We start from the raw sequence: 25,022 nt of genomic DNA, 5'->3' as shown, positions 1-25,022 counted from the left end.
TCATGATCTCCATCCTTTCGGGTAGCGGAGGGAGAGCGCCTTCCTGATGCGCTTTTTCGCGTAGTCGAGATCGCCCTGTGCCAGCCCGGTGCGCTCCCTCAGCGCCTTGCCGGCGAGCTCGTCCCTGAGGGCTTCCAGCACCGCGAGCTCCTCCGGCTGGTCCTGGAACATCTCGAACACCTCCGCGATGATCCTCACCCTCTCCTGGGTGTCGATGATGGCGTCCTCCGCGCTACCGGCCCTCGGCTTCTCGCCAAGCCGGGCGCGCATGTGGGCGTCGACCTCCTCCGCGTCGTCGGTCGTGACCGACCGCTTCTGCCTCTCCCGCTCGTGCGAGACGAGGCTGCGCATCACGCCCACGAGGTAGGCGACGATGTTCAGCTCCCGGCCGCACTGCCTCGTGCCGAGCAGGGTCCGGCAGATCGCCTCGTTCAGGAGGTCGCCCGGGTTGAGCGTGGTGCCCCCGCACAACCGCTTCGCGATGACGACCAGTTTCTTGCGGTCGTCGCGCGACAGGTCGCGGTAGGCCGCCCCGAATTCCTCCGGGCTGAGGTCATCGCCCACCCGTTCGCCCCCGGCTCGCCTCCGCAGCCGACCGCCCGGCCAAACGTCCGACCGACATCCCCTATGCCCCCCGCCCGCGATTTTCAGAATCCGCGCCGGCCAAATTCTGAGACGCGAGCTTGGCCGGCATACCTCGGCAGGATGCCACGGACGCAGGGGTTTTCAACCTTGACGAGCGTCCAGCCAAGGAGCGACCCCATGAACCACTTCCGACACCCCCCCGGCCTCGACCCCTTCGCCAGCGCGCTCGACGCGGTCATGGCCGACATCGCCATCTCGGTGCAGCTGCCGCCCGGCCTGCACGCGAAGGCAGGCGGCCGCTACGAGGCCATCCGCGACTTCGCGGAACGTCCCGGCAGCCCGCTGAACGGGCGCATCCTGCGCTTCTACCCGCAGGGCAGCATGGCCATCGACGCGACGACGTCGACGCGCGGCACGGACGACGAGTACGATCTCGACATCGTCGCGGCGCTAGATCTCGATCCGCATTCCGGGCCGGACGCGGTTCTCGACCTGCTGTACCGCTCGCTGGAAGGATATCCGACCGGTCAGAAGGTCGAGCGCCAGACTCGGTGCGTGACCGTCCGCTACGCCGACCGGATGCACGTCGACGTGACCCCGGCGGTGCGCCTGGGACACGGCGCGGAGCGGGTCAGCCACATCTTCCACGCCCACCCGGACAAGCCCGTGTCCGAGCACTTCCACGTGCCGATGAACGCATACGGCTTCGCCGAGTGGTACCGGGCGCGCACGCCGCTGGAGCGCCGGTTCGCGGCCGCCTTCAACAAGCGGCTGCACGAGGCCTACGGCATGGAGGTGCGGGCGGACGCCGAGGTCGACGAGATCCTCGACCAGGTGCCCATCATCGTGAAGGCGGTGGCGACCGTCGCCCTGCAGCTGCTCAAGCGCCACCGCAACGTGGCCTACGCCGGGGCCACGGGGCGCATCCCGCCCTCGGTGATGCTCTCCTGCTTCGCGGGGCAGGCCTCGCATCCGGGCCTGCCGCTCGCCGACATGGTGATCCGCCTCGCCCGCTCGGTGGCGAGCGCCCTGCGGGCGGCCAGCGTCCGCCGCGAGCCCATCAGGGTCGTCAACCCCGTTCACGCGGAGGATTGCTTCACCGACCGCTGGCCGGAGAACCTCGCCCAGCAGGACGCGTACGCCGCCAAGCTCACGGACCTCGCGGACGGCCTCGCGTGGATCAAGCAGCACGGTTCGAGCCTGGAGGACATCCAGGACTGGCTGCGGGAGCGCTTCGGCGGCCACGTCGTCTCGACCTCGGTCCGCCGGTTCAACGACCGGACCGGCCGGGCGGTCCAGTCCGGGCTCCACGCCTACACGCCGCGGGGCGGCCTCTACGTCCCGAGCCGCCCGGCGCTGGTCGGCGTCGGCGGCGCGGCCGCCGCGGCACCGGCCCGGGCGAGCGCCCACACCTTCCGCGGGGGGCGCCGGTGGTGAGCGTCTTCCCCTCCATCGCCGACCAGGACCGGGCCATCCGGGCGTCATGGCCGTCGTTCAGGCTCGTCGAGCGCTCCGAGCGGGCGGCGACCTGGCTCGGCACGCTCAAGCCCTTCATGCTCGCCTACGAGGTGCGGGTCTCGTACCAGGTCCCCCTCGTCATCGAGCGGATCGCCCCCCTGCGGCAGCAGCCCGAGGTCCGGGTGATCTCGCCGGTCCTCCGGCGCCGCCCCGGGGACGGCGAGGGCACGCTGCCGCACGTCTACGTCGACCGGGCCGGCGACCCGGTCCTGTGCCTGTTCGACCACGAGATCGGCGAGTGGACCCCGTTCAGCCTGATCGCCGAGACGACCATTCCCTGGGCCCTCGACTGGCTCGGTTGCTACGAAGGCTGGCGCGCGACCGGACGGTGGTCCGGGGGCGGGCGGCACGCCGAACCCCCCGCCGCCAAGGAAGCCGGACGATGAGCTACGTTCCCCCGCGCCGCTCCGACGGCACCCAGCAGGACCGCAGGCAGCCCCTGCCGTGGCCCAAGGATCGGCCCTTCCGGATCCTCTCCGTCGACGGGGGCGGCATCTGCGGCATCCTCCCGGCCGCGGTGCTCGCCGAGCTTGAGGGCCGATTTCTCGAAGGGCGCTCGATCGCCCGGCACTTCGACATGATCGCCGGGACCTCGACCGGCGGCATCATCGCGCTCGCGCTCGCCCACGGCCTGACGGCGCGCGAGATCCGCGACGTCTACGTCGAGCGCGGCGGCAACATCTTCCCGCCCCCGTCGCGGATCGAGCGACTCACCCGGTTCGTGCGCCAGCGCTACCGCTACGTCTACGAGCGCAAGCCGCTCGAAGACGAGCTGCTGCGGATCTTCGGGGAGACCACCTTCGGCGAGGCCCGGACCCGGCTCTGCATCCCCGCCTTCGAGGGGTTCCACGGCGAGCCGTTCGTCTTCAAGACGCCCCACCACCCCGCCTACAGGAAGGACCGATCCGAGCGCATGGTCAGGGTCGCCCTGAGCACTGCGGCCGCCCCGACCTACTTCGAGGCGCTGGCGAACAACGGCTACGTGATGGTCGACGGCGGCCTGTGGTCGAACAACCCGACGATGAACGCGGTGGTCGACGCGCTCGCCTGCTTCGACATCGACCGCGGCCAGATCCAGGTGCTCAGCCTCGGCTGCGGGGAGACCGCTTTCAAGGTCGATGCGAACAAGACCTCCGGCGGCATGATCCAGTGGCGCGGCGTCATCCAGGCGGCCATGAAGGCGCAGTCGCACAACGCCATCGGGCAGGCGGGCCTGCTCATCGGCCGTGACCGGCTGACGCGCATCGACGCGCCGGAGAGCACCAACCCCATCGCGCTGGACGACTACCTGCGCGCGAAGGCGGAGCTGCCGGCCATGGCCCGGGTCCTCGTCGAGGGCGCCGGGCGCGAGATCCACCGGAACCTCCTCCTCGACGAGGTCGAGCCGTACACCCCGTGCCCCGTCGCCTGAGGCAGGCGCAAGCGCGGGCGGAAATCTGAAACCCCGTCCCGGGCGGCATCGCTGCCAGGGACGCAAAGGCTGCTGTCGCCCATCCCGGGCCCCGGCGTTCCAGAGGCAGGCGGATGCCCAAGAATATCGTGGTCTTCTCCGACGGCACCGGGCAGGATGGCGGCGTCCGCCCCGAGCAGCGAGTCAGCAACGTCTACAAGATGTACCGCGTCTGCAAGGTCGGGCCCGAGAGCGGCATCGACCCGGCGGAGCAGGTCGCCTTCTACGACCCGGGGCTGGGCACCGACATCGGCGCCACGGCGCTGACGGCGCCCGTGCGGTTCGTGCAGAAGATGGCGGCCTCCCTCTCGGGGCGCGGGATCACCACGAACATCGCGGACTGCTATCGCTTCATCATCGACCACTACGAGCCGGGCGACCGCATCTACCTGATCGGCTTCAGCCGGGGGGCCTACACGGTCCGCTGCGTGGCGAACCTCCTGATGTACTGCGGGGTGCCCGCCACGGGTGCCGGCGGCGCTCTGCTGCGCTTCCGCAAGATGACGCGGGACATCGCGCGCGAAGCGGTCGAGACGGTGCTGGAGCACGGTGCCGGCCACCCGCGCGCGGACTTCGACGCGGAGCGGCACGAGCTCGCCCGCCGGTTCCGGGCGCGGTACGGCTCTGAACATCCCGAGGGTGGCGGCAAGTCCAACGTCGAGCCCTACTTCATCGGGACCTTCGACACGGTAGCCGCGCTCGGCGTCGCCGGCCCGAAACGCACCCTGATCAAGGCCAGCTTGGCGGCCGCGGCCGTCATCCCGCTCGGCATCGCCATCGCCGTCACCTCCGCCCTGGTCGGGGGCATCTCCTACCTGTTCGACGGCCCCTTCTGGAAAGCGGACCTGATCACCGCGGGCATCCTCGTGGCCGCTTCCGTCGCGGTCGCAGGGGTGGTGAGGCGGCGCGTCGCCGCGGCGAAGACCAAGACCATCGTGGACTGGCCCGGGCCGGGAAGGTCGAAGAGCCACGTGGCGGAGTGGAAGGGCGAGAACTTCGACCGCCTCCTCAGCGCCCAGGTCGGCTACGCCCGCGCGGCAATCGCCATCGACGAGAGGCGCAAGGACTTCGACCGCGTGAAGTGGGGCCCGACCGAGGTCCGACCGCCGCGGGCGCCCGGCGCGCCCGACCAGTTCCGGCAGTTCTGGTTCGCCGGCAACCACTCCGACATCGGCGGCGGCTACGAGGAGACCGAATCCCGCCTGTCCGACATCGCGCTCCGGTGGATGCTGGAGCAGGCCGTCGGCGTCCCGGACGGCCTCAAGGTGGACGGGATGCCGCCCGTCGCCGATCCGCGCCACCCGGTCGAGGTGATGCGGATCCCGCGGCTACGCCTGCACCCGTCCGCCGCGGGCGTGCAGCACTGCGAGGTGGCCGGCATGCGGGACGCCATCGCGGCGCGCGTCTCGGCCTCGTGGGTGCCGGGTTGGGTACGACGCTGGGCGGAGGGCAAGACCTGGGAAGTCAGGGACCGGGAGATCAGGCCCGACGCCACGGTGCACCCGAGCGTCGACGAGCGCTACCGGCTCGCGTCCGTGGTCCAGTGCGACGGGGTCGCGCCCTACCGTCCCGCGGCGCTGGCCGACCACGTCCGGTTCAAGCCGTTCTACGCAAGTCCGGTGGCAGCCTCACCGGAACCCTCGGGAGCGGTCGGGCCGGGGGCGCCCGAGCGAGCGGCAGGCGCCTGAAGGCTTGGACCGGGACACCGCCGGTTGACCGAACGGCAGGTTCACGTCGCGGGCCGCTCGGATCGATCCGTCTCCGGGAAGGCCGGCCGCGCCGCCTTGACGCCACCGGGCGCGGTGGCTCCCCGGACCTGCGGGAAGGTCGCGCGCAACAGCTCGGTGCTGGCGACCGTACGGGCAACCAGGTCCGGCCAGGCGCGCGGCGCCGAGAGCTCGGATGCCTCGACGATGTCGGCAACCTCCAGCCGTCCGGCCACCTCGCGCCAACGCAGGCGTCCGCCGAGCGCGGCCTGGATCGCCACCTCCCGAGGCGGGCGGCCCCCGCGGGTCAGGACGACTTCCACCGCCTCCCGCTCGGGTTGGACCTCGATCCGGATCGTGAGGTCGCCGGAGGCGCTGGACAGGGTCAGGCCGCGGCTTCGCCCGACGAGCTTGAACGTTCCCCGCCGCCCGAGCGCGCGGAGCAGCGCGGCCTGGAACGCGAGCACGCCGCCGCCCGCCGGGTCGTCGGGGTCGCAGGCCAGCACCAATATCGAGCGCGCGCCGGCACGGTCGACCATGTGCGTGACGGTTCCGTCCTTCTGGGCAACCCGCAGCGTCTCGACGCCGAGCTTCTCCAGCGCGGCACCGGCCTCGTGACCCGACCGCACCGCCCCGGCGATGTCGGCATAGATGTCCGCGGGGGCCCAGATCCTGCGGAACCCATCGAGGGATATCTCGTCGATCCGGCGCCAGCCGCGCCCCCCGGAGCACACCCGCAGGTGACCTCCGTCGATCAGGCCGTCGACCGTCTCGACCCTGCATCCGAGCACGGTGGCGGCCTGGTAGCGGCTGAGGCCGGGGAGCGTCCGCAAGGCCGCGCGCGCGGCCCGCATGCCGCCCCCGCGGTCCCGGCGCGGGTCGAGGACCAGGAGGTCGCCGACGGTCGGTCCGAGCCTTCCCCGCGGGACCGCATACCCTTTCAGGATCGCCTCGACCGACCGCGCCGGGTTGGTCTTGCAGGTCCGCCTGAGGTCGGCCAGCCTCAGGTGGCCGTCCGGCACGTCGGTCGCGGGCTCGACCTTGTGCAGCAGGCGCGCGGCGAGCGTGGCCACGTCCTCGGGCCGGAACCGGTCGCGGTCGCGACCCGTGCCGATCCTGACGAAGTGGGTGATGACGCCGGCGCAGACGAGGGCGTCGAACGTGTCGCGCGGGAGCCCCAGCGCGTCGGCGGCCCCGTCCCGGTCGAGGCATGAGGCCAACGTCCGCCTGACCGACTCCGCCTGCTCCGGGCTGAAGGAGCGGTACCGCGCACGCGCGATGCCGAACTGCCGCTCGTGGATGCCGAGCGCCTCGGACAGGCGCCGCAGGCGCTCCTCCGTCAGGCCGAGCTCGGCCGCCAGGGTCGGGACCGGCAGCCAGCCCGCCTCGCCGGCGTACCAAGCCTCGCAGGTCGACGGCGAGAAGTCGCCCCGCTCGATCGCCACCCGCCGCATGCAACCGGCGAGGATCCCGATGTGCGAGCCTTTCTCCGCGTTCAGGGCCGAGCCGAGCCAGCCGAAGCTCGCGCGCTTGCCGCGCCCGTCCTTGAAGGCCGCGCGCGCGGCCGCGACCGCGTGGAGCAGCGTGACGAGCCCGTCCTCCCCCTTGCGCAGCACGTCGTACCCGGCCCGGTTCACGGCGGGCAGGCCGAAACCCTTGGTCACGCCAACGACCGGGCGCGTCCGCAGGGTTCCGCCGAGGGCGACCCGGCCGACGAGCTCCACCGCGTCGAGCACGTCGCCCAAGGTGGGGAGGCCATCGAGCAGCGGGACCGCCGGGGGCCCGGCGGCGCCCAGCCGGGCGAGGATGTAGCCCTCCAGGGACGGCCGCGGGACCGTGCGGCGCGGCACGCCGTGCCGCGGCAGCGGCGAGCCGGTCGGGGCGTGCGTGAACGACGCCGACCACCATGGGACGGGGTGGCCCGAGGCGTCGCGGTCGACGATGTCGATATCGTGGTCCGGGCAGCGCGCGAACGCCGGCAGGTCCCACCAGGCCCGGTGATGCGGGCTCTCGGCGAGGCAGGCCGGACAGAAGCGGCGCAGGCCGATCTGCCAGTGCCGCCGCCGGACTTCCTGGCCCATGATCACGACCGAGGTCGGGGAGACCACGGGGGTGGCATGGATCAGCTGCTCTTTTCCCGAGAGCGGGAAGGACAGCGCGAACTCCAGGCACTCGGCGGGCTGGATGTCCCGCCCGTTCAGCCCGTGCGAGTTCAGCAGGACGGCGACGCTGCCGATCCCGCTCATGGCTCCGAGGCGTACGACGTAGCCGTGGGCGGGCTCGCCCGGATGGGGCGGCCCCCAATCGGGGAGCGGAGGCTCGAAGCGCCCGTGCAGGTCCGTGAAGGTCCTCATGCCGGCCGCCTCACTTGACGAAGGCGCCCTGCGCCGGATCCTTCGGCTGCAGCGTCGGCTTAGCGGGCGGTGTCGCGCGGGCCGGGGCTTGGTCGATGTCGTCGCGGAACGGGTTGAAGGTCATCCCGACCGGCCTGACGAGGTCCCAGGCATCGGCGAAATGTCCGACCTCGACCCGCTCGGCGCCGTCGTTGAGCGCCCGGCACCCGGCCGCGAAGATGAAGTCCTTCAGCCGGCCGATGATGCCGTCGGTCACCCAGTAGAGCCGCGATGCGAACCACTGCGAGCCGAGGCCCGACTTCGCCGCGAAGGGCAGCCGGCCGTCGATCTCGGCGCAGAGCAGGCGGAAGAGGGCGCGCTCCTCCTTGCTGTCCCAGGAGTAGGGCAGCATGATGTGGTGCGGCAGGCCGCCCCGCCCCTCCAGCTGCTTGTCCGCCGCCATGATCCCGTAGGTCTCGACGAGCCCTGCGGCGGCGACGTTGAGCGTCCCGAGGTTGAGGATCTTGCGGACGAGTCCCAGGCAGTCCTTCAGCGCGCCTGGTCGTGCGGTGGTGAAGGCTTCCTGGACCTCGTCGAGGAGGACCAGCTCGACCTTCTGCTTGACCAAGGCGTTCAGCACGTTGCCGAACAATGCGTCGACCTTCATTCGGGTGACGTCGCCGGCGTTCAGCACTCCCGCGAGGGCGGTCACGAAGCCGGCCTTGTTGCAGCCGACAGGCAGGTCGACGTACGCCACCCGCCGCACGATTCCCTCGGAGCCGGTCAGGTCGGCCGGGAATCCGCGGGCATATCGCTTCAGGGCATAGCTCTTGCCCGTCCGCGGATCGCCGGCGAGGACGAACAGCGACCCGGTGTCCGGCAGGCCGTCCTTCACGGGCAGATGGAACCGCGCGACCGCCTCGGTCGCGGTCTCGAAGCGGTCGTGCCCCACGAAGAGGTTCTTCATGATGAGCTGCCGCTCGGCAGCCGGCTTCGCCGCGCGCTCGGCGCGGCGAAGCCGCTCGTCGTCCCGGAGGGTCTCACTCATCGCCCGTACTCCACTTCCTGTCGGCCCTGAGGGCCGCGAGTTCCTCGTCGAGATCGTCGTCGGGCCCGGGGGCCCCGGACGCGGGAATGGGGGCCTCCGGCGCCGGTGCCGGCACGATGGCCGACGAGGCCTCCTCGGGCTCGTCCCGGACCGGGGCAGGCGGCATCGGGCCGGGGGCACCGTCCGCCGACGCCATGGCGCCCTGTGGCGGCGCCGGGACCGACGCATCGCGGTGCCCGCCGGCGGCGAGGAGCCTCGGGGCCGGGGGCGACCCAGCGGGATCGGGCCCTGGCTCCGGCGCCGTCGCGGCCTTCGGACGGCGCGCGATGGCCAGGGGATCGAGGTGCCCCGCGGTGGTGGCGGGAAGCGCCGGCGTGCCCGTGCGCACCTCGCTGCGGAAGCGCCGCTTGCGCTCGCCGTCGAGGAAACGGGCGAGGCCGCGATGGATGGCCTTGCGCTCCGGTTTCGCCCGCGCTGCGGCGGCCGCGTCCCCGAGGAGGTCGAGCGCCCGGGCCATCGCATCGAAATCGAACGCGCCCTTGACCATGCGCCTGGCATTCTCGACGGCGAGGTCGTGGACGTGCCGGTGGCGCCCCTCGGCGTAGGCGCGATGGGCCCGGGTCGCCGGCACCGTGATGATGCGCCCGTCCCGGTCGTACGGGTCGATCACGTAGATCCGGCCGATGTCGCTCGGGTCGCGGACGCACCGGTAGCGCGTGCCCGCGCCGTCCTCCCGCGCGTTCCGGTGCCCCGGGTTGGTGATGAGCGTGATCAGCTCCGGGCATTCGTACTTGACGTGGTCCCAGACGATCCCGTCGTTCTGGATCGTGCGGTCCTCCCACTCGCCGCACAGGGCGACGAACAGGTCGACTGGCGGGAGCGGGCCGCTGGGATGGCGGGCCGCCTCCTCGTTCCAGACCCGGAGCGGGATGTCGCCGATGCCGCGCAGCAGGCCCAGGCCCTTCGACCTGTGGACGTTGTGGACGTCGCAGATGAAGAACATCAGCAGCGCCTCGAACTCCGATTTCCGGATCTTGGCGCAGTCCAGGGTCTCCGGGTCGGGCTCGCGCCTCTTGACCGTGTTGGACAGCGTCGTGCCCGGGAGCAGGTGGATCAGACCCGTGTTGAGGTAGCCGAAGAATCGTTCGAGGGCGCCCTTGAGCCAGGGGCACTTCGGCTTGAACCGCGGCTTGTTCATCTTCAGCTCGCGCGCGGCGGCCTCGATGTCCTTGCCGATAAAATGCAAAGCATTGTCGACCCAGAGGTTTTCGATCCGGCCGAAGCACGGCCACGGCATCCGCACGGCCGGGAACGGCGACATGTCCTTCGGGTACATCGCGTGCCGCAGGCCGGCGACGAAGCTCGCGAAGCTCGGGGCCTCGTAGCCGAGCGACGCCCCGACGATCATCCCCGTCTTGCGACAGCGGAAAATAATCAGGTCTGGCCGGCCGAGGACGACGTCGCTGTCGTCGTCGACGAGCAGGATGTCGAGTACGCAGTGGTCGACCTCGACGTCCTGGTACGGCCGGTCCGGAAGCGGCTGCACCTCATAGGTGCGGTGCATCTTCGCGGCGTACTCGGGACCCTTGCGGTAGTAATCCCGGACGTACTTGTCGACGTCCTTGCAACGGCGCTGGAACGTGCGGATCGACGGGACCCGGATCTGGTCGAGTTCCTCCGGCGAGAGATGGCGCGAGAGGGTGCGCTTGTAGGCCCCGACCGAGGTGACGACCTTGGCGTAGGCCACCTCCGTGGTCATGTTCGGGCTGAGCCAGCGCCAGACGCCGCGCTCCAGCGCGACCTCGCCCACATGCCCGAACGGCCGGCGCCGGTTGCCCTTGTGCTGGTGCCGGTCGACGAGGCACGCCTTGCCGTGGATGTCGCCGAGCGTCATCCAGAGGTCGAACCAGTTGAGCACCGTGGTGAAGTGCGGCGCCTTCTCGCCCTTGCTCAGCGCCACCCGCACGATAACGGGGTCGAGCGCCGGCTTCGAGCGTCGGAACTCCCAGGGCGCGCGGGGCCGCGCCTCGCCCTCGACGAAGCCCCGGATGCAGGCGTTCACGTAATCGAGCTTCCGGGCCGCCTCGGCGACCTGCTCCTTCGTGAGCTTGAGGCGGTTCGGCAGCGGGCCTCTCGGCTTGCCGTACTTGAAATTGCCGGCGACGAGCCGCGCCTCGCCCCTCGCCGACAGGAAGGCGAGTTGCTCGTCGGTGAGGAACAGCACGTCCTTGTCCTCGACGCGCAGGAACTGCAGCCGCCCGTCGAGGCGGCGCTCGAACTCGTGGGTCCGCCCGTTGAGGTTGAGGATGTCCTTGGTGCGCAGGTCGAAGCGCAGCGTCGCCGCCTGCCCATGGGCGGTTTGGACGGAGGGGACGGAAAACGGCGCGTTCACGGCACCACCTCGCGGATCTCGGCCTGGAAGGAGAGCGGCCGGGCGAGGTCGAGCGCGACCTCGCCCGCCAGCGCCAGGTTCATCACGGCGGTGTAGGCGCGGCACTCGCCCGGCCGGTCGTTCAGCCGGGCGGCCCTGACCACGGCCGCGATCGTGGTCGGCAGGCCGAGCGCCACGAAGGCGTCGCGGACGCGCAGCAGGGCGACGGCGTCCGGGACGATGTAGCGGTGCCGCTCCATGATCTGGGCGTTCGAGAGCCGGGGCTCGGCCCGGATCTCGGCCTCGTCCAGGGTCAGGAAAGCGACGCCGTGGTCGATGCGGTAGGCCTCCTCGATGTGCGGCTGCCGCCGTGTCCAGCCCGGCCGCGTGGCGATGAACAGGGCCTTGGCGTCGATCACGACCACCGGGCCGGCTCGATAGCAGCACACCACGTCCGGGACGTAGACGTGCTTCTCCTGGCCGCCTCGACCGTCCGGGATGAAAAAGGTGAGTTCGTGCGGCTCGACCGCGTAGTGCGCGATGTCGGGGTTGGCCCCGAGGAGGGTCCGAAGATCACGTTCCAGAAGCGAGCGGAACGGGGCGTCGCCGAGCGCCTTGTGGTCGCCGCCGTCGCCATCGACCGCGCACAGGTAGTTGCGCTTCTTCACCTCCCGGACGACGGGGGCGCCTGGGAACAGGCCCAAATTCGCCGGCTGCGCGGAGGACTTCAGGCGCAGGGGTTCCCCGGACGGGGCGGTCGCGGCGCTCATGCGCGGTCCCCCCTGCCGATCCGCGTCTCGGGTCCCAGGGGGTTCCTGAGGTCGAGTGCGACGTCACCGGCGAGCGCGAGCTCGATGACGCAGCCGAGGGTCCGGTCGAGGCGGCGCGCGGGGAAGGGCCGCGCCCGGCGGTGGAAGCGTGCCACGGTGGTCGGCAGCCCATGCCCGGCCAGCGATTCCCGCACGCGCGCCACGTCGGGATCCTGGCACCCGGCCCGCTCGCGCAGCATGCGGGCGCGGTTCTCCCGGAGCGTCCGGGCGAACAGCGGGTGCTCGGTCAGCACGCGGAAGCCGACGCCGAGGCGGCGATAGCCCGCGCGGATGGCGGCCTTCGTCCTCGGCCAGTCCGGAGCTGCCGCGTCCCGCTCCCAGCTGTGGATGAAGGTGTAGGCGACGACGGCGCCGTCCCGGCGGCGCACCACCGCCTCCGGGCGGTGGCGTCCCTCCAGGACGGCGCCGTCGGCGGCGACCTCGCGGTAGCCGAGCACATGCCCGAACGGCACGACGAGCCGCGTGTCCGGATCGCACAGGAGCATCGTCAGCCCGGCGGTCTCCAAGGCCGCCGTGGTGACCGTCATGCCGCCGGGGAGCTTCTCGTGACGCAGCACGTCGGGGACCCAGCCGCGGGGCGGCCGGACCGGCGGGAGCGACCGGGGCGAGGAGCCCAGTCCGAGGTCCGCGGGCACCGCGAACGAGGTGCCGGGCCCGGCCTTGGTCCCCGGCCCGGACGGGACGGCGGGGAGGTCGATGCGCTTGAGGAGGCCCGGCTCGCCGAGGAGGGGCGGGACGACGGGGGTCGTGACGGCGGTCTGGATCTGCATGGCCGCGGTCTCCCTCAGCGGTGGAATTCGAGATGGGCGTCGACGACGGCGCCGGTGGCGCAATCGATGCTCACGCCGATCCAGGCACGGCGGGCGGCGCCGTCCTCGCCGACGACCAGGACGTCGAGCGGCTCGAAGCCGAGGAGCGTCTCGAACGCGTCGGCGACCGCGTCCGCGCCGGAGCAGTCGACGCACGGCCTCGTCGCGGCCCGCTTCGGGCGCGGCGTGCGGATCCTCCGCCGCGGCGGGTTCGGCGCAGGGTCGGTCCCGCGGCCGGGCGTGGGCGCACCGGGCTCATCCGGGCGGTGGCCCGAGCCGTCGGGTGCGCCGTCCCCGTGAGAGGTCCAAGAAGTCGTTGAACGGTCCATGACAAAGTTCTCCCGTCCCGCCGGAACAGGGTTCCGGTCGGCTTGTGGCGCTGGCACTGTCGGGCTAGGTTCGCGTTCGGAGATCACACGACGCGGTTGGTCGAAGGCAGTGCGCCAGACCCGACGACTGACGAACTGTCCTTCACCGCGATCGCCCCGGATCGGTCGGGGCGTCCTCATGGAGAGATCGCCCGGAACCGCGCCGGGACCCCATCCCTCGTACCGGGGGCGTGGTCGCGAACGGCCCTGGCCTCTCGTCCCGCCGGCTCGGCTCGACGGGGGATGGATCCGCGGAGGGCCTTCAGAACAGCGACAGCTGGCGGTCCTCGGCGGCCATCGTCGGATCGCGCTCAGGGCACTCGGTCGGGTCCGACTCCGCAGGATGGGGATCGTCGATGACGGGGCGGGGCGGCTGGGCCGCCCCGGGGCCGGGGTCCCCGAAATCGAACTGCAGCTGGACAGGGTCGGGGCGCGCCAAGTGCGCGCGGACCCGATAGGGGTGGGGCATTCTCATGATGGCTCTCGCGGCTGTGGAAGGATCCACGACCCGCCGAGACGGATGGGAAAAAGTCCGCTGCCCCGCTTGCGCCTACGGCCGCCGGGTGCTAACGAACAGATTCCGGCGCACTGGTCGTGACCAGTGTCGTCTGGTGGCCGAACGTGGAAAGTTTTCGAGGGAAACTTCGAGGCGAACCTTGTTTGGACGAGAATGGATGGGGATGGGGTGACCCGGCTCCCTTGATGTCCGCACCGCCTGGTAAGCGGCGCGGACTCCGTTCTTGGTGGTCTTGATGAGGCCCTCTCACCTTTCGTCGAGGCGAGGGCTTGTTTTGGCTGGTGAGGCCTAAAAGGCTCGCGTTGCTTGCAGCGCGGGCCTTTTCTCATGGTGGGTCATGCGCCAATAATCGGCGCCGCTCGCAGGCATATCAGGGGTTCTCCTTTCCCTTCCATCGGAAGATCCTCGACGCGCCGCTCATGTTCTTATCCTTCCCCGGGGATGCGCTTCGGCCCTTTTCCGGCGGCGTACCAGTGTGTCGCGATCCGGTCATGCCGGGCGAGCTTCAAGCGCTTGATGGAAACCTTCGCTTTTTCGCTACTGTCTTTCGAAAAGCCTTGCTCGGCGACGATCTTGTTGAGCTCCATCCCGGAAAGGCCTGCATCGCCCGCCGCCACCAGCGCATCGACGATGATCTGGGCGACCCGGCTCCGCAGGCGCGGAGCCTGCTTTGCCGCGACCGAGCCGGCCTTGCGGGAGGGCCGACCCTGCGGTCGTTCGGGGACCGGGCCAGTGACCTCGCCGGAGCGCTGGGCGACCAGATCCACGCGGAGCGCCGCGAGGACGGCCCGCAACTTCAGGATCTCTGACAGAACGGTCTCCAGCGCCGCGTCGGTGCGGTCGCAGGCCTCAATCCTCTCCGCGACAGGGTCGGGGAAGGTCCCCATGACGCCTCCTTGAGCATCCACCCTGCTTTCATAGAGGCCAGGGCCAAGGAGTCAAGCGCAAAGCCATGGCGTTCCCATGGCGACCGGCGGCTGTTCCCCCGGACCATGGCCCTGGCCGTGGGGTCCGGCGCGAAACCACCGCGCGCGTTGTCCATCCCGGCGACCGGGCCGCCGTGCCGAAGCGGGTGGAGCGGGCGGGGCCTGGATGGCGCCCCTACGGCCGCACCTCGATCACGGCCTCCCGCGCATCCCCGGCGGTCCGGATGGACGAGCTCCCCTTGAGCATCATTGGAGCGGGCCGCGCGGAACCGTGCCAGCGGTCGAGGAACGCCCCGAGATGGGGGCGCGCCTCCCTCTCGGCGGAGAGGTATTCGACCATTCCGGACAGGCTCGCGTCGTGCCCGTCGACGTCGGACCTTCCGCACAGCAAAGACCATCTGCAGTAGAGCGCCAAGGTATTCAACACGTCGGTCTCGCAATAATCCCTGACGCGCTCGATCCGACCCTCCGAAATCATCGCCTCGACGTTCGAGCCGTGCTCCCCGGCCTTTCCCGGCAAGCCCATGGCCACCGCCATCTCGTCGAGGCCCATCCGCGTCGCGGCACCGTAGGACGACAGCAACTCCATGACGTCGCTGTGGTAGTCCGGGGCGTAGCGGTTGGCGTAGCCGGCCCAGCGGTCGCCGCGCAGGAAGTAGGCGCCGGTCGGGATGCCGTAGAGGAATGCGCGCAGCAGAAGGACCGGCAAGTCGAAGGCGCGGCCATTCCAGGAAACCAACCTGAAATCACCCTCCGCGAAGTGGCGCCAGAAGCCGCGGAGCAACCTCTCCTCGCTCCAATCCGCCTCGCCTCCGCTGCGGCAACACTCTAGGATGTAGCGCTCGGAGCCGTCGGCGCCGACCTCGATGCGCGCCTCGGCGAAGGAGATGGCCACCACCCTGTGCCAGGCGGGTTTGGGAAAGCGGTCTTTGGGGAAGTCCTCGGGAACCAGCTCCGCATCCGGCACGGTCTCGACGTCCAGGCAGAGGATTCGCGAGGGCCGCGCCGGCGCGGCCGGCCGGCCAGCGGCCTGTGGCATGCGCCGAGCGGGGGCGGCCCCGGCGATCGCGCGCGGCGGCAGGCCGGGCGAGGGCACGCCCCGGCGAGGGTCGAGTGTCATCTCACACCTCCACGATGAATGTCGGGTCGAAGGGAGCCCGGCCGCATTCCCAGCCGGAGATCCTCGGGTTGGCGACGATCCGCGTCGGCCCCACCGTCACGTCCACCGGACCGGGCACGCTGCCGTGGATCCAGAGCGTCGGCGCGCCCCAGCCGGACATGAGCCCCTCCAGGTCTGAGGCGAGCGAGGCCCCGACCCATTCGTCGGCGAGTTCGGGCAGGACCTCGGGCGGCAGGGTGCGCGCGGACGGGGCGTGGTGGGTCACGACCACCGCGCGGTCGCCGGGGCGCGCGTCCTGGACCAGCGCGACCGGCGACGGCCGGAACCCGGTTGCCTGCGCGACGACGGACCCGAGCGCGTCCTCGATGAACGCCCGCGACCGCGCGTGCGCGCCGCCCGCGTCGTGGGGCAGGTAGGGGAGCGCGCCGGCGCGCCGGATGCGGCGGCAGTCGCCGAGGTGATGCCGGGCGTGGCCGCGGGCGAGGGTCGCCCTCCGGGATCCGTGCAGGGCCCAATCGGTCCAGAGGGTGGCCCCGAGGAGGTACAGGCCCGTCCCGCGACCGTCGTCGACGCGCAGGCCGTCGTCCGACAGGAGCGCGATCCCGGCCCGGCTCGCCAGCTCGCGGCCGCGCGCGAGGATCCCCGCGATGTCGCCGTCGCCGTCCCGGCCGCCCCAGAACTCGCGATTGCCCGGCACCATCACGACGGGCCGGGAGCCCTGCCGGCCGTCGAGGCTTTGCGCCAGCCACGCGACCGACGCCCGGAGGTCGTCGGAGACGTCGCCGGCCACCACGAGCGCGTCGAAATCCGGGAGGGGATCGGGCAGGGTTAAGGGATGGCGGTCGACGACGAGGTCCGACATCACCCAGAGGCGGTACCGGGGCGGGCGCGGCGGCGCGGCGCCCCGGGGCTCCGGCGCCGGGACGGCGTCCCGTCCGAGGGCCCGGGGATCGGCGTGACGGGTCATCGGCCGTCCCCCGGCTGCCTGGCACGACCGGGCCGCGCCTCGGCGATGAGCCGGCGCAGCGCGTCGCCGCCGAGCACGCGGCGTTCGAGCAGCGCCTCGGCGACGGCCTGCACCACGTCCTGGTATTCGGCGACGAGGCGCTCCGCGTCCCCCAGGAGCCGGGCGAGATCGGCCTCGACGGCCGCGCGCAGCGCCGGTTCGCCGGCGAGGCTGCGGGCGACCGACTCCATCGGGCCGCGATAGGCGATGCCGCCCCCGAGCCCGAACGAGCCGTGGATGCCCGCGACGAAGGCGGTGGCGCGCGCGAGATCCGAGGTCGCGTCGCCGCCGGAACCGGCGCTCGCCTCGCCGAGGAACACGGTCTCGGCCGCGCGGCCGCACAGGAGGCCGGTCACCATCCGCTCCAGGTCGTCGCGCGTGGGCAAGGGGCCGAGGCGCGTGCGCATGCTGGTGCCGCCCGCGGCGGTCTCGCGCAGGATCAGGTCCACCTGCTCGACATGCGCGATCCCCAGGACCTCGGCGCCGACCGCGTGGGCCGCCTCGTGCAGGGCGCTCCGCATTTTTTCCCCGGCCGTCCGGGTGTCGGGCGGCGCGACCGCGTCCAACAGGTCGTCCGCCTCCAACGGGCGCTTCGCCGCGCGGGCCCTGGCACGCGCCTCCTTGACCCAGCCGACGACCTGCGCCCCGGTGGCGCCGAGGCCCAGCTCGGCGACGACGGACAGGTCCAGGTCGGGCAGGTCGGCGCCGAGATGCTGCCGGACGATGGCGGCGAGCTCGGGCGCCGCGGGGGGCGAGATGCGGATGACCGGTCCCAACCGCCCCGGGCGCACCAGGGCGGCGTCCAGGTTCTCCGGGTGGTTCGTCGCGCCGATGATGCAGACGCCCGCACCCTCGCGCGCGCAGCATTCATCGATTTTCAAAAGCATGTGCGTGACCACGGGGGTCCACCACGCAGAATTTCTTCCGTCCATTGAAGATCTACTTGGAATACTATCGATTTCATCTAAGAATAGAAGAGAAGGGGCCCGAGAATAAGCCTCTTCGAACGTCAGATCTATGTGCTTTACTACGCCATCCAAGTATCCGTTCGACTGAGAAAACCACGACGAAACGGAACTGACCAGGAGCGGAAGTCGCGCGGACTTCGCCAACGACCGCACGTAAGTCGATTTACCTAATCCGGGATTTGATGCCAGGACCACGTTACGGTCGATGGCCGCGAAGGACCCGATGCGGCCTTCGCGCCAGGCTTCGAGTTCTTCGAGCAGGCGCATGCCCCAGGCGTGGGACGGGCCATAGCCCCTCAGGGACGGGAACGGCACCGCGTCGGCGACCTGGCCGTCGACCGTGGACCGCGCCTCGGCCGCGGCGGCGAGGCGCTCGACGCAGGCGCGCGCCGATCCGGCGCGGATCGCGGCGCAGAGGTCCCAGATCCCGAGGCCGGCGGCGATGGACGGCGGCATGGCGGGCGGGCGCTGCCCGGTCGCGGCGCGGATCACGCGCGCGACGACCCCGTTCGACGGCACGGCGATCCGGTAGCGCCCGTCCGCGGCGCCGACGAGCGCCGACGGCAGGTACCGGTCGCAGGCCTGCGAGACCCCGAGCACCCGCCCGCCCTCGGCCAGGCGCCGCGCCACAATGTCGTTGCCGCGGTCGGCGCGATCCTCGGTCCGCGAGGCGCCGGTGCGGGCGAAGTTGGTCGCCCCCCAGTTCCCCAGCGTCGTGCAGGCCGAGCGGACCGGCTCGACCCACTCCGCCGAGGGGACCTCGATCACGAGGGCGAAGGACGTGGCGCGGGCGATGCGGCGACGGTCGGCCGCCGGGATGGCCTCCTCCAGGGCGAAGAGGGCCAGGGTGTCGATGGACGGGGCGCGCCGCCCCCGGCGGCCGAGGACGGCCTCGCCGTCCTCGGCGTCGTCGCGGAAGTAGGTGAGATCGGCGATCATGGGCTCCCCGTCGTGCAGGTCGGCGTTCGTCTTCGGCGTTCGTCTTCGGCGCCCGGGGCTGGGCCCGGTTCAGAGCTCGATCACCATCCCGGGGTCGAAACCGGGATTCTCCCCCGGGTAGCCGTGCGGGTTGCAGACCACCCGGGTCGCGCCGAGGCGGTAGTCGAACGGCGTGTGGACATGCCCGTGCACCCAGAGGTCGGGCCGACCCGCGCGGATGAGCGCGTCGAGGTCCGAGGCGAAGGCCGGGTTGAGGCGGTGGCCGGCATAGGCCGGCGCGACCGAGCCGGCGCTGGGCGCGTGATGCGTGACCACCACGTGCGGGCCGCGCCGCCGGGGGTGCGGGTCGCGCTCCAGCAGCGCGCGCTCAAGGAAGCGGCGCGACGCGTGGTGCAGGGCCAGGGCCTCCTCGGGCCGGAACGGCCTGAAACGCGGCTGGTGGGACCAGGCGATCAGGCGATGGTCCATCAGCCCCATCCGCGCGGCGTCCATGGCGGCGGCGCGCGCGGGGAGGCCGTCGAGGGCGTAGTCCGTCCAGAGGGAGCAGCCCGAGAACGTGCAGCCGCCGAGCGTGACGGTGTCGTTCTCCAGGAGGTCGATGCCCTGGCGCGCCGCGGCCCGCCGCCCGTGGGCGAGCTCCGCATCGATGGCGCCGCCGTAGTATTCATGGTTTCCCGGCACCAGCACGACCGGCATGGCGGGGCGGATGGCGGCGGCGAGCCATGCGACCGTGTCGGCGAGGCCTTCCCCGACGTCGCCGGCCACGACGGCGACGTCCGCGTCCGGGATGGCCGCCGGCGTCCAGGGTCTCGCATGGGCGCGACGGTGAAGGTCCGAAAAGGTCCAGATACGCAATCCTTGCACCTCCTGTTCGGCGGGGCGCGGGCGAGCCGGGCTCATCCGCGTTCGGGCGGCATCGGGCGCCCGCGGGGCCGGCCGGGCCAGCGGGGCGCCCAGCGCGCGGCCCGGTCGAGCAGCGCGCCCGGCCGGGGATGCCGGCGCGCGAGAGCGGCCAGGCCGTGGGCGAGCACGAGGGCCGCGGCGGCGTCGCCGCGCGCGGCGTGGACGAGCAGGCCGCTCATGGCGAGGTCGGCCGCGGCCGTGCCGGGCGGGTGGCGGCGAAGGACGTCGACCGCCGCGGCCACCGTCGCGGCCGGGTCCCCGCGCAGGGCCTCCGGCCAGCGCGGGTGATGCAGGAGCAGCGCGGCCCCGGCGACCGACCGCTCGACCTCCGCGACGGTCGCGGGCGCGATGTCGCCCGGGTCGCATCGCCGCCAGACGCCCAGCGCCGGACAGGCCTTCGGACGGGATCCGGCGGCCCCGGCCCGCCTCGCGTTTCCGCCTCCGCTCCCCTGCATCCGCTCGCCTCCGGACTGGACATGGCTCCGCGATCCGGCGCGCGGCCGGGCGGACGGGAAGGGATGAGAGGGGTCGGGGCTCGGGGCGGTCGGGTCCGGCCTTAGGTCGGCACGCCGCGGCCCGATGCGGGCGCGCTCAGCCTGTAGTAGCGCGACGTCGTCCTCGCCCACGTCGCCATGTCGGAGGCATAAAGGTCGGACGTCGTGATCCTCCTGCCATCCGGGATGTCGGGGTGCCCGTAGACGCGACCGGTGAGGATCCGGACCTCGCGGGTCGCGGTCCGCCACTCCTCCAGGCGCGGCACGTCGGCGAGATCGGCGGCCGTGGGCTTGATCCCGTCCCGGATGCCCTGGAGCTCGTCGGCGAGATCGTGCAGCCGGTCGCCGGCCTCACGCTGGTCGGGCTGTCGTGCCGCCGCGAATTCCAAGCCGAGCGCGGCCGCGTACGCCTCCGGATCGACCGCGTCCGCATGGGGGGACCGGGCGACGATGCGCAAGGCGGCCAGCAGCGTTAGGCCGGCCGCCAGGGTCCTCGCGGACCGGTCGCCCTCGATGACGCGGGTCGCCTCCGCGCGGCTCAGCGCCGGCAGGATGGCGGGCAGCACGCGCGGTCGCCCGGCCGCGGCCTCGATCGCCAGGCGGCCCATCGCGGCGGCGAAGGCCGAGGCCGCCGCGCCGCCGCCGCCTCGGCCGCAGCCGAGCAGCCATGCCGGGGCGGCGCCGTCGTCGGCCAGGGCCCGGGCCGCGATGTACTCGTCGAGCGGGGTCGGGCCGACGACGATCACGGGCGCGTCGACGCGGGCGCGCAGCGCGGGATCCGCGAGGCACCGCCCGGGCAGGTCGAGGATCACGTGACGGCCGGCCGCGGCGGCGATCCCACCGGCGACCAGGGGATCGGCGTCGCGGGCCGTCGCGGCATCGTGCTCCGCCACCGTGACCTCGTCGAGGCGGTAACGGCGCTCGGGGAGGTGCGCTTCGCCGGGCAAGGTGATGCGAACGAGGGTCACCGCCTCGCCGAGCGCGGCGTGGGCATCGGCGAGGATGAGGGCGGCATGCGTGGCGTCCGTGCGCCCGGAGCATCCGAAGGTGGCGCTGATCACGAGAGCCTCCGTGAAAGGCACGGACGCGACCGCACGGCGAAGCGGTCGCCGGTCGGTCGCGTCAGACATGCATTGTTGAGGAAGCGAATATTAGCGCAAAACCTATGACCAATGCAACATATTTAGAGCAGTTGCAAGTAGTCTTGCGCAGAAATGGTTAATATCCACAGTAACCTGTGGATATCGTCTTGTCGCGGCGACAGCGCACCAAGGTCGAGGTGGCGTTCGGGTCGCTCACGATAGCGCCCAGCCATCCTCTTCGTCGCGGACGGCCTGGTGCAGGCGCAGGGCGAGGGCCAGGGCCCCGTCGTCGCCGTCGTGGTCGAAGTCGCCGTCGAGCAGCAGCGGGAGCGGGGGCTCGTCCCAGCCGGCCTGGATCGCGCCGGTCGCGCTCGCCGGGCTGGCGGGCGCACCCAGGCGCCCCATCGTCCGGTCGAGGGCCTTCCGGGCGGCGGAGCGTTTGCGCGCGCGGCGGCCCGGTCCGGGACCCGGCCTCGGACGGGCGGCGGGCGTTTCGTTCCGGGCATGCTTGGTGCGGACGGTCATGGCGGGCTCCATCAGGCAAGGGTGGCGCACGCGCAGCCCGCCGTCTGGCGGGGCGCGATGTGGGGCTTGGCGGTTCCGAACCTGCGCAGGCCGGACGCCCGCGGCCTGCGCCGGGCGATCGGCCGCGGGACCGTCATCCTGCGCGCGGATGGCCCGGCGACCTCGCTCGCTTCGCCGTCGAGGTCGTCGGCCAGTTCCAGCAGGGCCGTCCGGAGCGTCAGGTCGGCGGCGGTTCCCACCGCGTCGAACAGCGCGTTGAGGCAGCCCGGATCGAGGCGCGGCGCGTGCGGGTCCGCCGCGACGAGGTACAAGGCGGCGGCGAGGCCGGCGGAATGGGACCTCAGGTCGGCGCAGGGCTCGCCGGCGAGCAGCCGGGCGGCCTTGTCCCGCCGGAGGGCCTTCAGCGTCACCGGCAGCGCGCGCAGGCCGGCCGGACGGGCGCTGCCGCAACAGGCGAGCAGCCAGGGCGGGGGAAGGTCGGGCAGCGCGTCCGCCGCCATCGCGCGCAGCGCCGCGGACGCCGCCAACGGCCTCGGCCCGAACGAGACCACCGCGACGTCGACCCGGCTCCTGACGGCGCGGTCGCCGAGGTGCGCCAGCGGCAGCGCGACCATGAGGTGGCGACCATCGGCCCGTGCGGCGTCGAGGGAGCTCGGGAGCGCCTCGACGATCCGGCCGCCGCCGGCCACGAGGCTCGGCGGGGCGTCATCGTCGTCGACGCGGCGGTCGAGGGCGCTGCTTGCGAGGAGGGCCGCTTGGCTGGCCGACGTATCGTCGGCAAAGAACGCTGCGATCACGGGAAGTCTCCGTGAGTGAGTCCGTGCTTCTTGGCACGGACGAATACTACCGCAGCCCCGGTCAATTAGACCAGCAAAATCTCTAGTCACTAGAGGTTTGCTGGCCCCAAGGTTAAGGCCTGGTTGCTTCCGGAAGCCCCCGTGCAGGTGCTCCGGCGCCGTGCGCGCCGAGTTCGGTCGGAAGCCGCGTGCTTTGAGGCGGTGGATACAGGTAACGCGTCGCGCTACGCGTTACCTGCAACGGGTCCGAAACGGCGAGCGCGCGTGGGGGTTGCGGAACTCTGCGGCTTCCGGCGGCAGGGTGGCACGGGCCATCGTGGCCGGCGGCGTCCACCCGTGGCCACGGAACGTCGGGCGCGACGACCATTCCTTCATCGCTCGCGTCCATCATGCCGGCAGCGGTCGGGATGGCGGGCATGGTCACTGAGAACGACGTGAGGGTGGCGGCGTCACGGATACGCGCGCGGTCGGCCCCGCCCGGGAGCCTGAAGGAGCGGGTCTCCGTCCGCTCTGTCAGGAGGGAGCTCGGCGGCGGCTCCTTCGGCGACATCGCCCGGCCGCTCGCCAAGTGGAAGGCCGACGAGAACTATCATCCGGTCATCGAGCAGGCGGACTTGCCGGAAGCCTTCGAGCAGCGGCTCGCCGCGCTTGCGCGGGACCTGCTTGAGCAGGCGCGGGTGGAGGCCACGCGGGAGCGGCTTTCGGACTTCGCCGAGGTCGAGCGCCGCCGGCAGGCGCACGAGGAAATCCTCGCGGAGGCCGCCGCGCAGGTCGACCACCTTGAGGACCAGGTCGCGGCGCTGCGGTCCGAGTTGGCCCTTCTGCGCGCCGCCGACGTCGCGACCGGCCAGGACGGAGACGCCCCTCCGGCGATCGCCGCGCCCGCCGCGCAGCAGGCGGCCGCCGCCCGCGGCTTCGTCGACGCGCTCATGGGGAAAAAGCTCGCCCGGGAAGCGGACGCGTTCTGGGCGCAGGTGCGCGACGCGGTCGAGGCGGCGATGCGTGAGCGCGGGCCCATGCCGGCCCACGCGATCTACCGGTCGCTGCCAGCCGAGCTGCGGCGGCAGGGGGAAAGCGTGGGCCTGCCGCTGACGCCGGGATGGCTGCGATACCACCTGCTCCGGATGGCGGAGGCTGGCGAGGGGCTGGCCGAGATCGACGGCCGGTTCGGTCTGGCGGAGCCGCAGCCCGAACCGGTGCCCGGCGAGCCGGCGGCGCCGGCGCTCGCGGACGAGGTCCGGGAGATGGGCAAGCGCCGGTTCTGGCGCCGGTTCGTGCGCGAGGTCCATGTCCTGCTCTCGAAGGCGGGGCCGCTGACGGCGGACGAGATCCTGAGGCGGATGGACCCCGAATGGATCGCGGCTTCGGAGCGGTTCCAGCGGATCACGCCCGGGCGTCTCCGGTTCAAGCTGCGCGGGCGGATCGACGAGGGCAGGCCGTTCGCGGAACTCTCGGGCGAGCGGTTCGCCGCCGTGCTCGGGGAGGAGCCCTGGGACGGCGAGAGCGCGATGTCCGGGGCGGTGCGGAACGGGTGACGCGCCGCGCCGTTGCCCGCTCGCCCGGAGGCGATGACGTGACCCCTGCGGAAATCGAGGCCAAGGTCAGGGGCGCGCACGCGGAGGCGCTGGGAAACCGCCTCATGCAGAGGCGGCGGAGCTCGCGCATCGACGACTTGGTCCGCGACGCGAGGCTGTACGGCCGGGAGGCGGGGGCCGACTTCGCCCGGACGCATCTCGGTCGGCTCGTCGACGAGGCCGTCGGGGTTGCCGGATGCCGGGAAGGCGCGTTGGAACTGGCGCTGCACGGCTCGGGCCACGCAGCCCTCGAAGGGCTGGCGCAGGCGCTTCGGGACCTCACCGGCCTGGAGGTTGAGGTGGACGGGACGACCGTTCGGCTGAGCTGGGCCTGATCGGCCGGGAACCGTCCTCGGGCGCGCCGGGTCGGACCGGCCTTGCGCCCGTCAGGCCTTGCCCGGCTTGCGCACGGGTTTTTTTAGCGCCGCCCCGCGCGGACTTCGGGTGACGGCCCGTGGAGCTTCCGTCTTGACGGCGGATGCAGCCTTGGTCGGGGCAGCCAGTCTGGTCTTCGGGGCGGCGCGTTTCGTCCGCACGGGGCGGGCCGGGGCTGCGGCCATGTCCCTGCGAACCGCCGCGACGACGCGCCGGATGCCCTGGGCGACGTCGAGGTAGGCCCCGTCCGCGCTGCGCCACCGGGTCACGTCGCGCCCGTCCTCGGGCAGGAGCTTGAAGCCGGCGGCCGGGGTCGACTTCCAGTCGCAGGGGCGCACGACCACGGCGACCACGCGCATGGTGCCGCGGGCGCGGCGGCTCATGGCGCGGCGGTACTCGATCTTCCAGCAATAGTTGCTGGCCAGGTAGTCGGGGCTGAGCAGGCCGACGAAGACGTGGGCGTCGCGCAGCGCCCGGGCGATGCCGGTATCGAGCTTGTCGCCCGCGTCCAGGTCGCCGTCGAACCAGGTCCTCACGCTGTCCCGCTCCAGGGGCGCGAGGTGGATGCCGAGCCTCCTGCGGGCCTCGGCGTCGCGGTGCGAGTACGAGACGAAGATCCGGACCTCGGGCTTCTCCGCCCTGGCCCGCGGGGCCGCGGCGGGTTTCGGGCCGCGAGGCGTCCCGGGGGCCGGCTTCGCGGGCGTGACGGGCTTCTCGTTGCGGGTACGGGCGCGGGCGCGCATGGAAGCCCCCGTCAGGTTGCCGGCCAAGTTCGGGA

24 protein-coding genes are annotated in these 25,022 nt (G+C 72.3%); 6 read left to right on the top strand and 18 right to left on the bottom strand.

Annotated elements, in window-relative coordinates; all coding sequences use genetic code 11:
• The gene (locus LGR69_RS05760) at nucleotides 1–564 is read right to left on the bottom strand and encodes a hypothetical protein (RefSeq protein ID WP_007557732.1); all 564 of its coding nucleotides are present in this window, start codon (nucleotides 562–564) and stop codon (nucleotides 1–3) included.
• A 198-nt stretch (nucleotides 565–762) separates the two neighbouring features.
• Here LGR69_RS05760 and LGR69_RS05755 point away from each other — a divergent pair, with 198 nt between their 5' ends.
• From LGR69_RS05755 to LGR69_RS05740, 4 genes are all read left to right on the top strand, one after another.
• Nucleotides 763–2,022 (top strand): nucleotidyltransferase domain-containing protein, encoded by a 1,260-nt coding sequence (locus LGR69_RS05755; RefSeq protein WP_007557730.1) that lies wholly within the window; start codon nucleotides 763–765, stop codon nucleotides 2,020–2,022.
• Complete coding sequence (locus tag LGR69_RS05750) at nucleotides 2,019–2,489, top strand: hypothetical protein (protein ID WP_230365442.1); 471 nt, start codon at nucleotides 2,019–2,021, stop codon at nucleotides 2,487–2,489. The genes LGR69_RS05755 and LGR69_RS05750 overlap by 4 nt, the downstream gene beginning before the upstream one ends.
• The gene (locus LGR69_RS05745) at nucleotides 2,486–3,514 is read left to right on the top strand and encodes a CBASS cGAMP-activated phospholipase (RefSeq protein ID WP_007557725.1); all 1,029 of its coding nucleotides are present in this window, start codon (nucleotides 2,486–2,488) and stop codon (nucleotides 3,512–3,514) included. Before LGR69_RS05750 ends, LGR69_RS05745 begins: the two co-directional genes overlap by 4 nt.
• A gap of 113 nt (nucleotides 3,515–3,627) precedes the next feature.
• Nucleotides 3,628–5,241 (top strand): DUF2235 domain-containing protein, encoded by a 1,614-nt coding sequence (locus LGR69_RS05740; RefSeq protein ID WP_007557723.1) that lies wholly within the window; start codon nucleotides 3,628–3,630, stop codon nucleotides 5,239–5,241.
• Nucleotides 5,242–5,282: 41 nt separating this feature from the next.
• Here LGR69_RS05740 and LGR69_RS05735 read toward each other — a convergent pair whose 3' ends face one another.
• The 16 genes from LGR69_RS05735 to LGR69_RS05660 all read right to left on the bottom strand — a co-directional run bounded on the left by LGR69_RS05735 (nucleotide 5,283) and on the right by LGR69_RS05660 (nucleotide 22,295).
• Entirely contained in the window at nucleotides 5,283–7,613 is a 2,331-nt protein-coding gene (locus tag LGR69_RS05735) for a TniQ family protein (RefSeq protein WP_230365441.1), read from the bottom strand.
• Nucleotides 7,614–7,623: 10 nt separating this feature from the next.
• Nucleotides 7,624–8,640, bottom strand: a complete 1,017-nt coding sequence (locus LGR69_RS05730; protein ID WP_007557718.1) for a TniB family NTP-binding protein — start codon at nucleotides 8,638–8,640, stop codon at nucleotides 7,624–7,626.
• Entirely contained in the window at nucleotides 8,633–11,032 is a 2,400-nt protein-coding gene (locus tag LGR69_RS32000; protein ID WP_230365440.1) for a Mu transposase C-terminal domain-containing protein, read from the bottom strand. Before LGR69_RS32000 ends, LGR69_RS05730 begins: the two co-directional genes overlap by 8 nt.
• A complete protein-coding gene (locus LGR69_RS05720; RefSeq protein WP_230365439.1) occupies nucleotides 11,029–11,781 on the bottom strand; it encodes a hypothetical protein in 753 nt (250 codons plus the stop codon). Before LGR69_RS05720 ends, LGR69_RS32000 begins: the two co-directional genes overlap by 4 nt.
• A complete protein-coding gene (locus LGR69_RS05715; RefSeq protein WP_230365438.1) occupies nucleotides 11,778–12,611 on the bottom strand; it encodes a hypothetical protein in 834 nt (277 codons plus the stop codon). The genes LGR69_RS05720 and LGR69_RS05715 overlap by 4 nt, the downstream gene beginning before the upstream one ends.
• Before the next feature lie 14 nt (nucleotides 12,612–12,625).
• The gene (locus LGR69_RS05710) at nucleotides 12,626–12,979 is read right to left on the bottom strand and encodes a hypothetical protein (RefSeq protein WP_230365437.1); all 354 of its coding nucleotides are present in this window, start codon (nucleotides 12,977–12,979) and stop codon (nucleotides 12,626–12,628) included.
• Nucleotides 12,980–13,280: 301 nt separating this feature from the next.
• Nucleotides 13,281–13,493 carry a hypothetical protein gene (locus tag LGR69_RS05705; protein ID WP_230365436.1) on the bottom strand — a complete coding sequence of 71 codons (213 nt, stop codon included), beginning with the start codon at nucleotides 13,491–13,493 and terminating at the stop codon, nucleotides 13,281–13,283.
• Nucleotides 13,494–13,960: 467 nt separating this feature from the next.
• The gene (locus LGR69_RS05700) at nucleotides 13,961–14,422 is read right to left on the bottom strand and encodes a hypothetical protein (RefSeq protein ID WP_230365435.1); all 462 of its coding nucleotides are present in this window, start codon (nucleotides 14,420–14,422) and stop codon (nucleotides 13,961–13,963) included.
• A 214-nt stretch (nucleotides 14,423–14,636) separates the two neighbouring features.
• The gene (locus tag LGR69_RS05695) at nucleotides 14,637–15,581 is read right to left on the bottom strand and encodes a 3'-5' exonuclease (protein ID WP_230365434.1); all 945 of its coding nucleotides are present in this window, start codon (nucleotides 15,579–15,581) and stop codon (nucleotides 14,637–14,639) included.
• Nucleotide 15,582: 1 nt separating this feature from the next.
• Nucleotides 15,583–16,548: a metallophosphoesterase family protein gene (locus LGR69_RS05690; RefSeq protein ID WP_230365433.1), complete on the bottom strand. Its 966-nt coding sequence runs from the start codon at nucleotides 16,546–16,548 to the stop codon at nucleotides 15,583–15,585.
• Complete coding sequence (locus LGR69_RS05685; RefSeq protein WP_230365432.1) at nucleotides 16,545–18,494, bottom strand: AAA family ATPase; 1,950 nt, start codon at nucleotides 18,492–18,494, stop codon at nucleotides 16,545–16,547. The genes LGR69_RS05690 and LGR69_RS05685 overlap by 4 nt, the downstream gene beginning before the upstream one ends.
• A gap of 69 nt (nucleotides 18,495–18,563) precedes the next feature.
• Nucleotides 18,564–19,358 carry a metallophosphoesterase gene (locus LGR69_RS05680; protein WP_230365431.1) on the bottom strand — a complete coding sequence of 265 codons (795 nt, stop codon included), beginning with the start codon at nucleotides 19,356–19,358 and terminating at the stop codon, nucleotides 18,564–18,566.
• A gap of 32 nt (nucleotides 19,359–19,390) precedes the next feature.
• Complete coding sequence (locus LGR69_RS05675) at nucleotides 19,391–19,852, bottom strand: hypothetical protein (protein ID WP_230365430.1); 462 nt, start codon at nucleotides 19,850–19,852, stop codon at nucleotides 19,391–19,393.
• Nucleotides 19,853–19,953: 101 nt separating this feature from the next.
• A complete protein-coding gene (locus LGR69_RS05670) occupies nucleotides 19,954–20,952 on the bottom strand; it encodes a DUF6634 family protein (protein ID WP_230365429.1) in 999 nt (332 codons plus the stop codon).
• A 234-nt stretch (nucleotides 20,953–21,186) separates the two neighbouring features.
• Nucleotides 21,187–21,498, bottom strand: a complete 312-nt coding sequence (locus LGR69_RS05665) for a hypothetical protein (protein ID WP_230365428.1) — start codon at nucleotides 21,496–21,498, stop codon at nucleotides 21,187–21,189.
• A gap of 11 nt (nucleotides 21,499–21,509) precedes the next feature.
• Complete coding sequence (locus LGR69_RS05660; RefSeq protein WP_230365427.1) at nucleotides 21,510–22,295, bottom strand: hypothetical protein; 786 nt, start codon at nucleotides 22,293–22,295, stop codon at nucleotides 21,510–21,512.
• Between the two features lie 416 nt (nucleotides 22,296–22,711).
• Between LGR69_RS05660 and LGR69_RS05655 the strand changes: the two genes are divergently transcribed.
• Together LGR69_RS05655 and LGR69_RS05650 are read left to right on the top strand one after the other, a co-directional pair.
• On the top strand, nucleotides 22,712–23,830 hold the full coding sequence (locus LGR69_RS05655) for a DNA-binding protein (RefSeq protein ID WP_230365426.1): 1,119 nt from the start codon (nucleotides 22,712–22,714) through the stop codon (nucleotides 23,828–23,830).
• 38 nt (nucleotides 23,831–23,868) lie between these two features.
• A complete protein-coding gene (locus tag LGR69_RS05650; RefSeq protein ID WP_230365425.1) occupies nucleotides 23,869–24,204 on the top strand; it encodes a hypothetical protein in 336 nt (111 codons plus the stop codon).
• Nucleotides 24,205–24,255: 51 nt separating this feature from the next.
• Here LGR69_RS05650 and LGR69_RS05645 read toward each other — a convergent pair whose 3' ends face one another.
• Nucleotides 24,256–24,987 carry a toll/interleukin-1 receptor domain-containing protein gene (locus LGR69_RS05645; RefSeq protein ID WP_230365424.1) on the bottom strand — a complete coding sequence of 244 codons (732 nt, stop codon included), beginning with the start codon at nucleotides 24,985–24,987 and terminating at the stop codon, nucleotides 24,256–24,258.
• Nucleotides 24,988–25,022 lie beyond the last annotated feature (35 nt).

Source organism: Methylobacterium brachiatum (genome assembly GCF_020523825.1).
Lineage (GTDB): Bacteria > Pseudomonadota > Alphaproteobacteria > Rhizobiales > Beijerinckiaceae > Methylobacterium > Methylobacterium brachiatum.
This window is presented reverse-complemented; position numbering and strand designations above follow the sequence as displayed.

Coding starts and splice junctions, on each gene's coding strand:
- LGR69_RS05715 (WP_230365438.1), bottom strand. CDS start 12,611: ATGCAGATCCAGACCGCCGTCACGACCCCCGTCGTCCCGCCCCTCCTC.
- LGR69_RS05645 (WP_230365424.1), bottom strand. CDS start 24,987: ATGCGCGCCCGCGCCCGTACCCGCAACGAGAAGCCCGTCACGCCCGCG.
- LGR69_RS05755 (WP_007557730.1), top strand. CDS start 763: ATGAACCACTTCCGACACCCCCCCGGCCTCGACCCCTTCGCCAGCGCG.
- LGR69_RS05675 (WP_230365430.1), bottom strand. CDS start 19,852: ATGCAGGGGAGCGGAGGCGGAAACGCGAGGCGGGCCGGGGCCGCCGGA.
- LGR69_RS05735 (WP_230365441.1), bottom strand. CDS start 7,613: ATGAGGACCTTCACGGACCTGCACGGGCGCTTCGAGCCTCCGCTCCCC.
- LGR69_RS05740 (WP_007557723.1), top strand. CDS start 3,628: ATGCCCAAGAATATCGTGGTCTTCTCCGACGGCACCGGGCAGGATGGC.
- LGR69_RS05655 (WP_230365426.1), top strand. CDS start 22,712: ATGGTCACTGAGAACGACGTGAGGGTGGCGGCGTCACGGATACGCGCG.
- LGR69_RS05690 (WP_230365433.1), bottom strand. CDS start 16,548: ATGACCCGTCACGCCGATCCCCGGGCCCTCGGACGGGACGCCGTCCCG.
- LGR69_RS05730 (WP_007557718.1), bottom strand. CDS start 8,640: ATGAGTGAGACCCTCCGGGACGACGAGCGGCTTCGCCGCGCCGAGCGC.
- LGR69_RS05685 (WP_230365432.1), bottom strand. CDS start 18,494: ATGATCGCCGATCTCACCTACTTCCGCGACGACGCCGAGGACGGCGAG.
- LGR69_RS05710 (WP_230365437.1), bottom strand. CDS start 12,979: ATGGACCGTTCAACGACTTCTTGGACCTCTCACGGGGACGGCGCACCC.
- LGR69_RS05700 (WP_230365435.1), bottom strand. CDS start 14,422: ATGGGGACCTTCCCCGACCCTGTCGCGGAGAGGATTGAGGCCTGCGAC.
- LGR69_RS05720 (WP_230365439.1), bottom strand. CDS start 11,781: ATGAGCGCCGCGACCGCCCCGTCCGGGGAACCCCTGCGCCTGAAGTCC.
- LGR69_RS05695 (WP_230365434.1), bottom strand. CDS start 15,581: ATGACACTCGACCCTCGCCGGGGCGTGCCCTCGCCCGGCCTGCCGCCG.
- LGR69_RS05705 (WP_230365436.1), bottom strand. CDS start 13,493: ATGAGAATGCCCCACCCCTATCGGGTCCGCGCGCACTTGGCGCGCCCC.
- LGR69_RS05665 (WP_230365428.1), bottom strand. CDS start 21,498: ATGACCGTCCGCACCAAGCATGCCCGGAACGAAACGCCCGCCGCCCGT.
- LGR69_RS05745 (WP_007557725.1), top strand. CDS start 2,486: ATGAGCTACGTTCCCCCGCGCCGCTCCGACGGCACCCAGCAGGACCGC.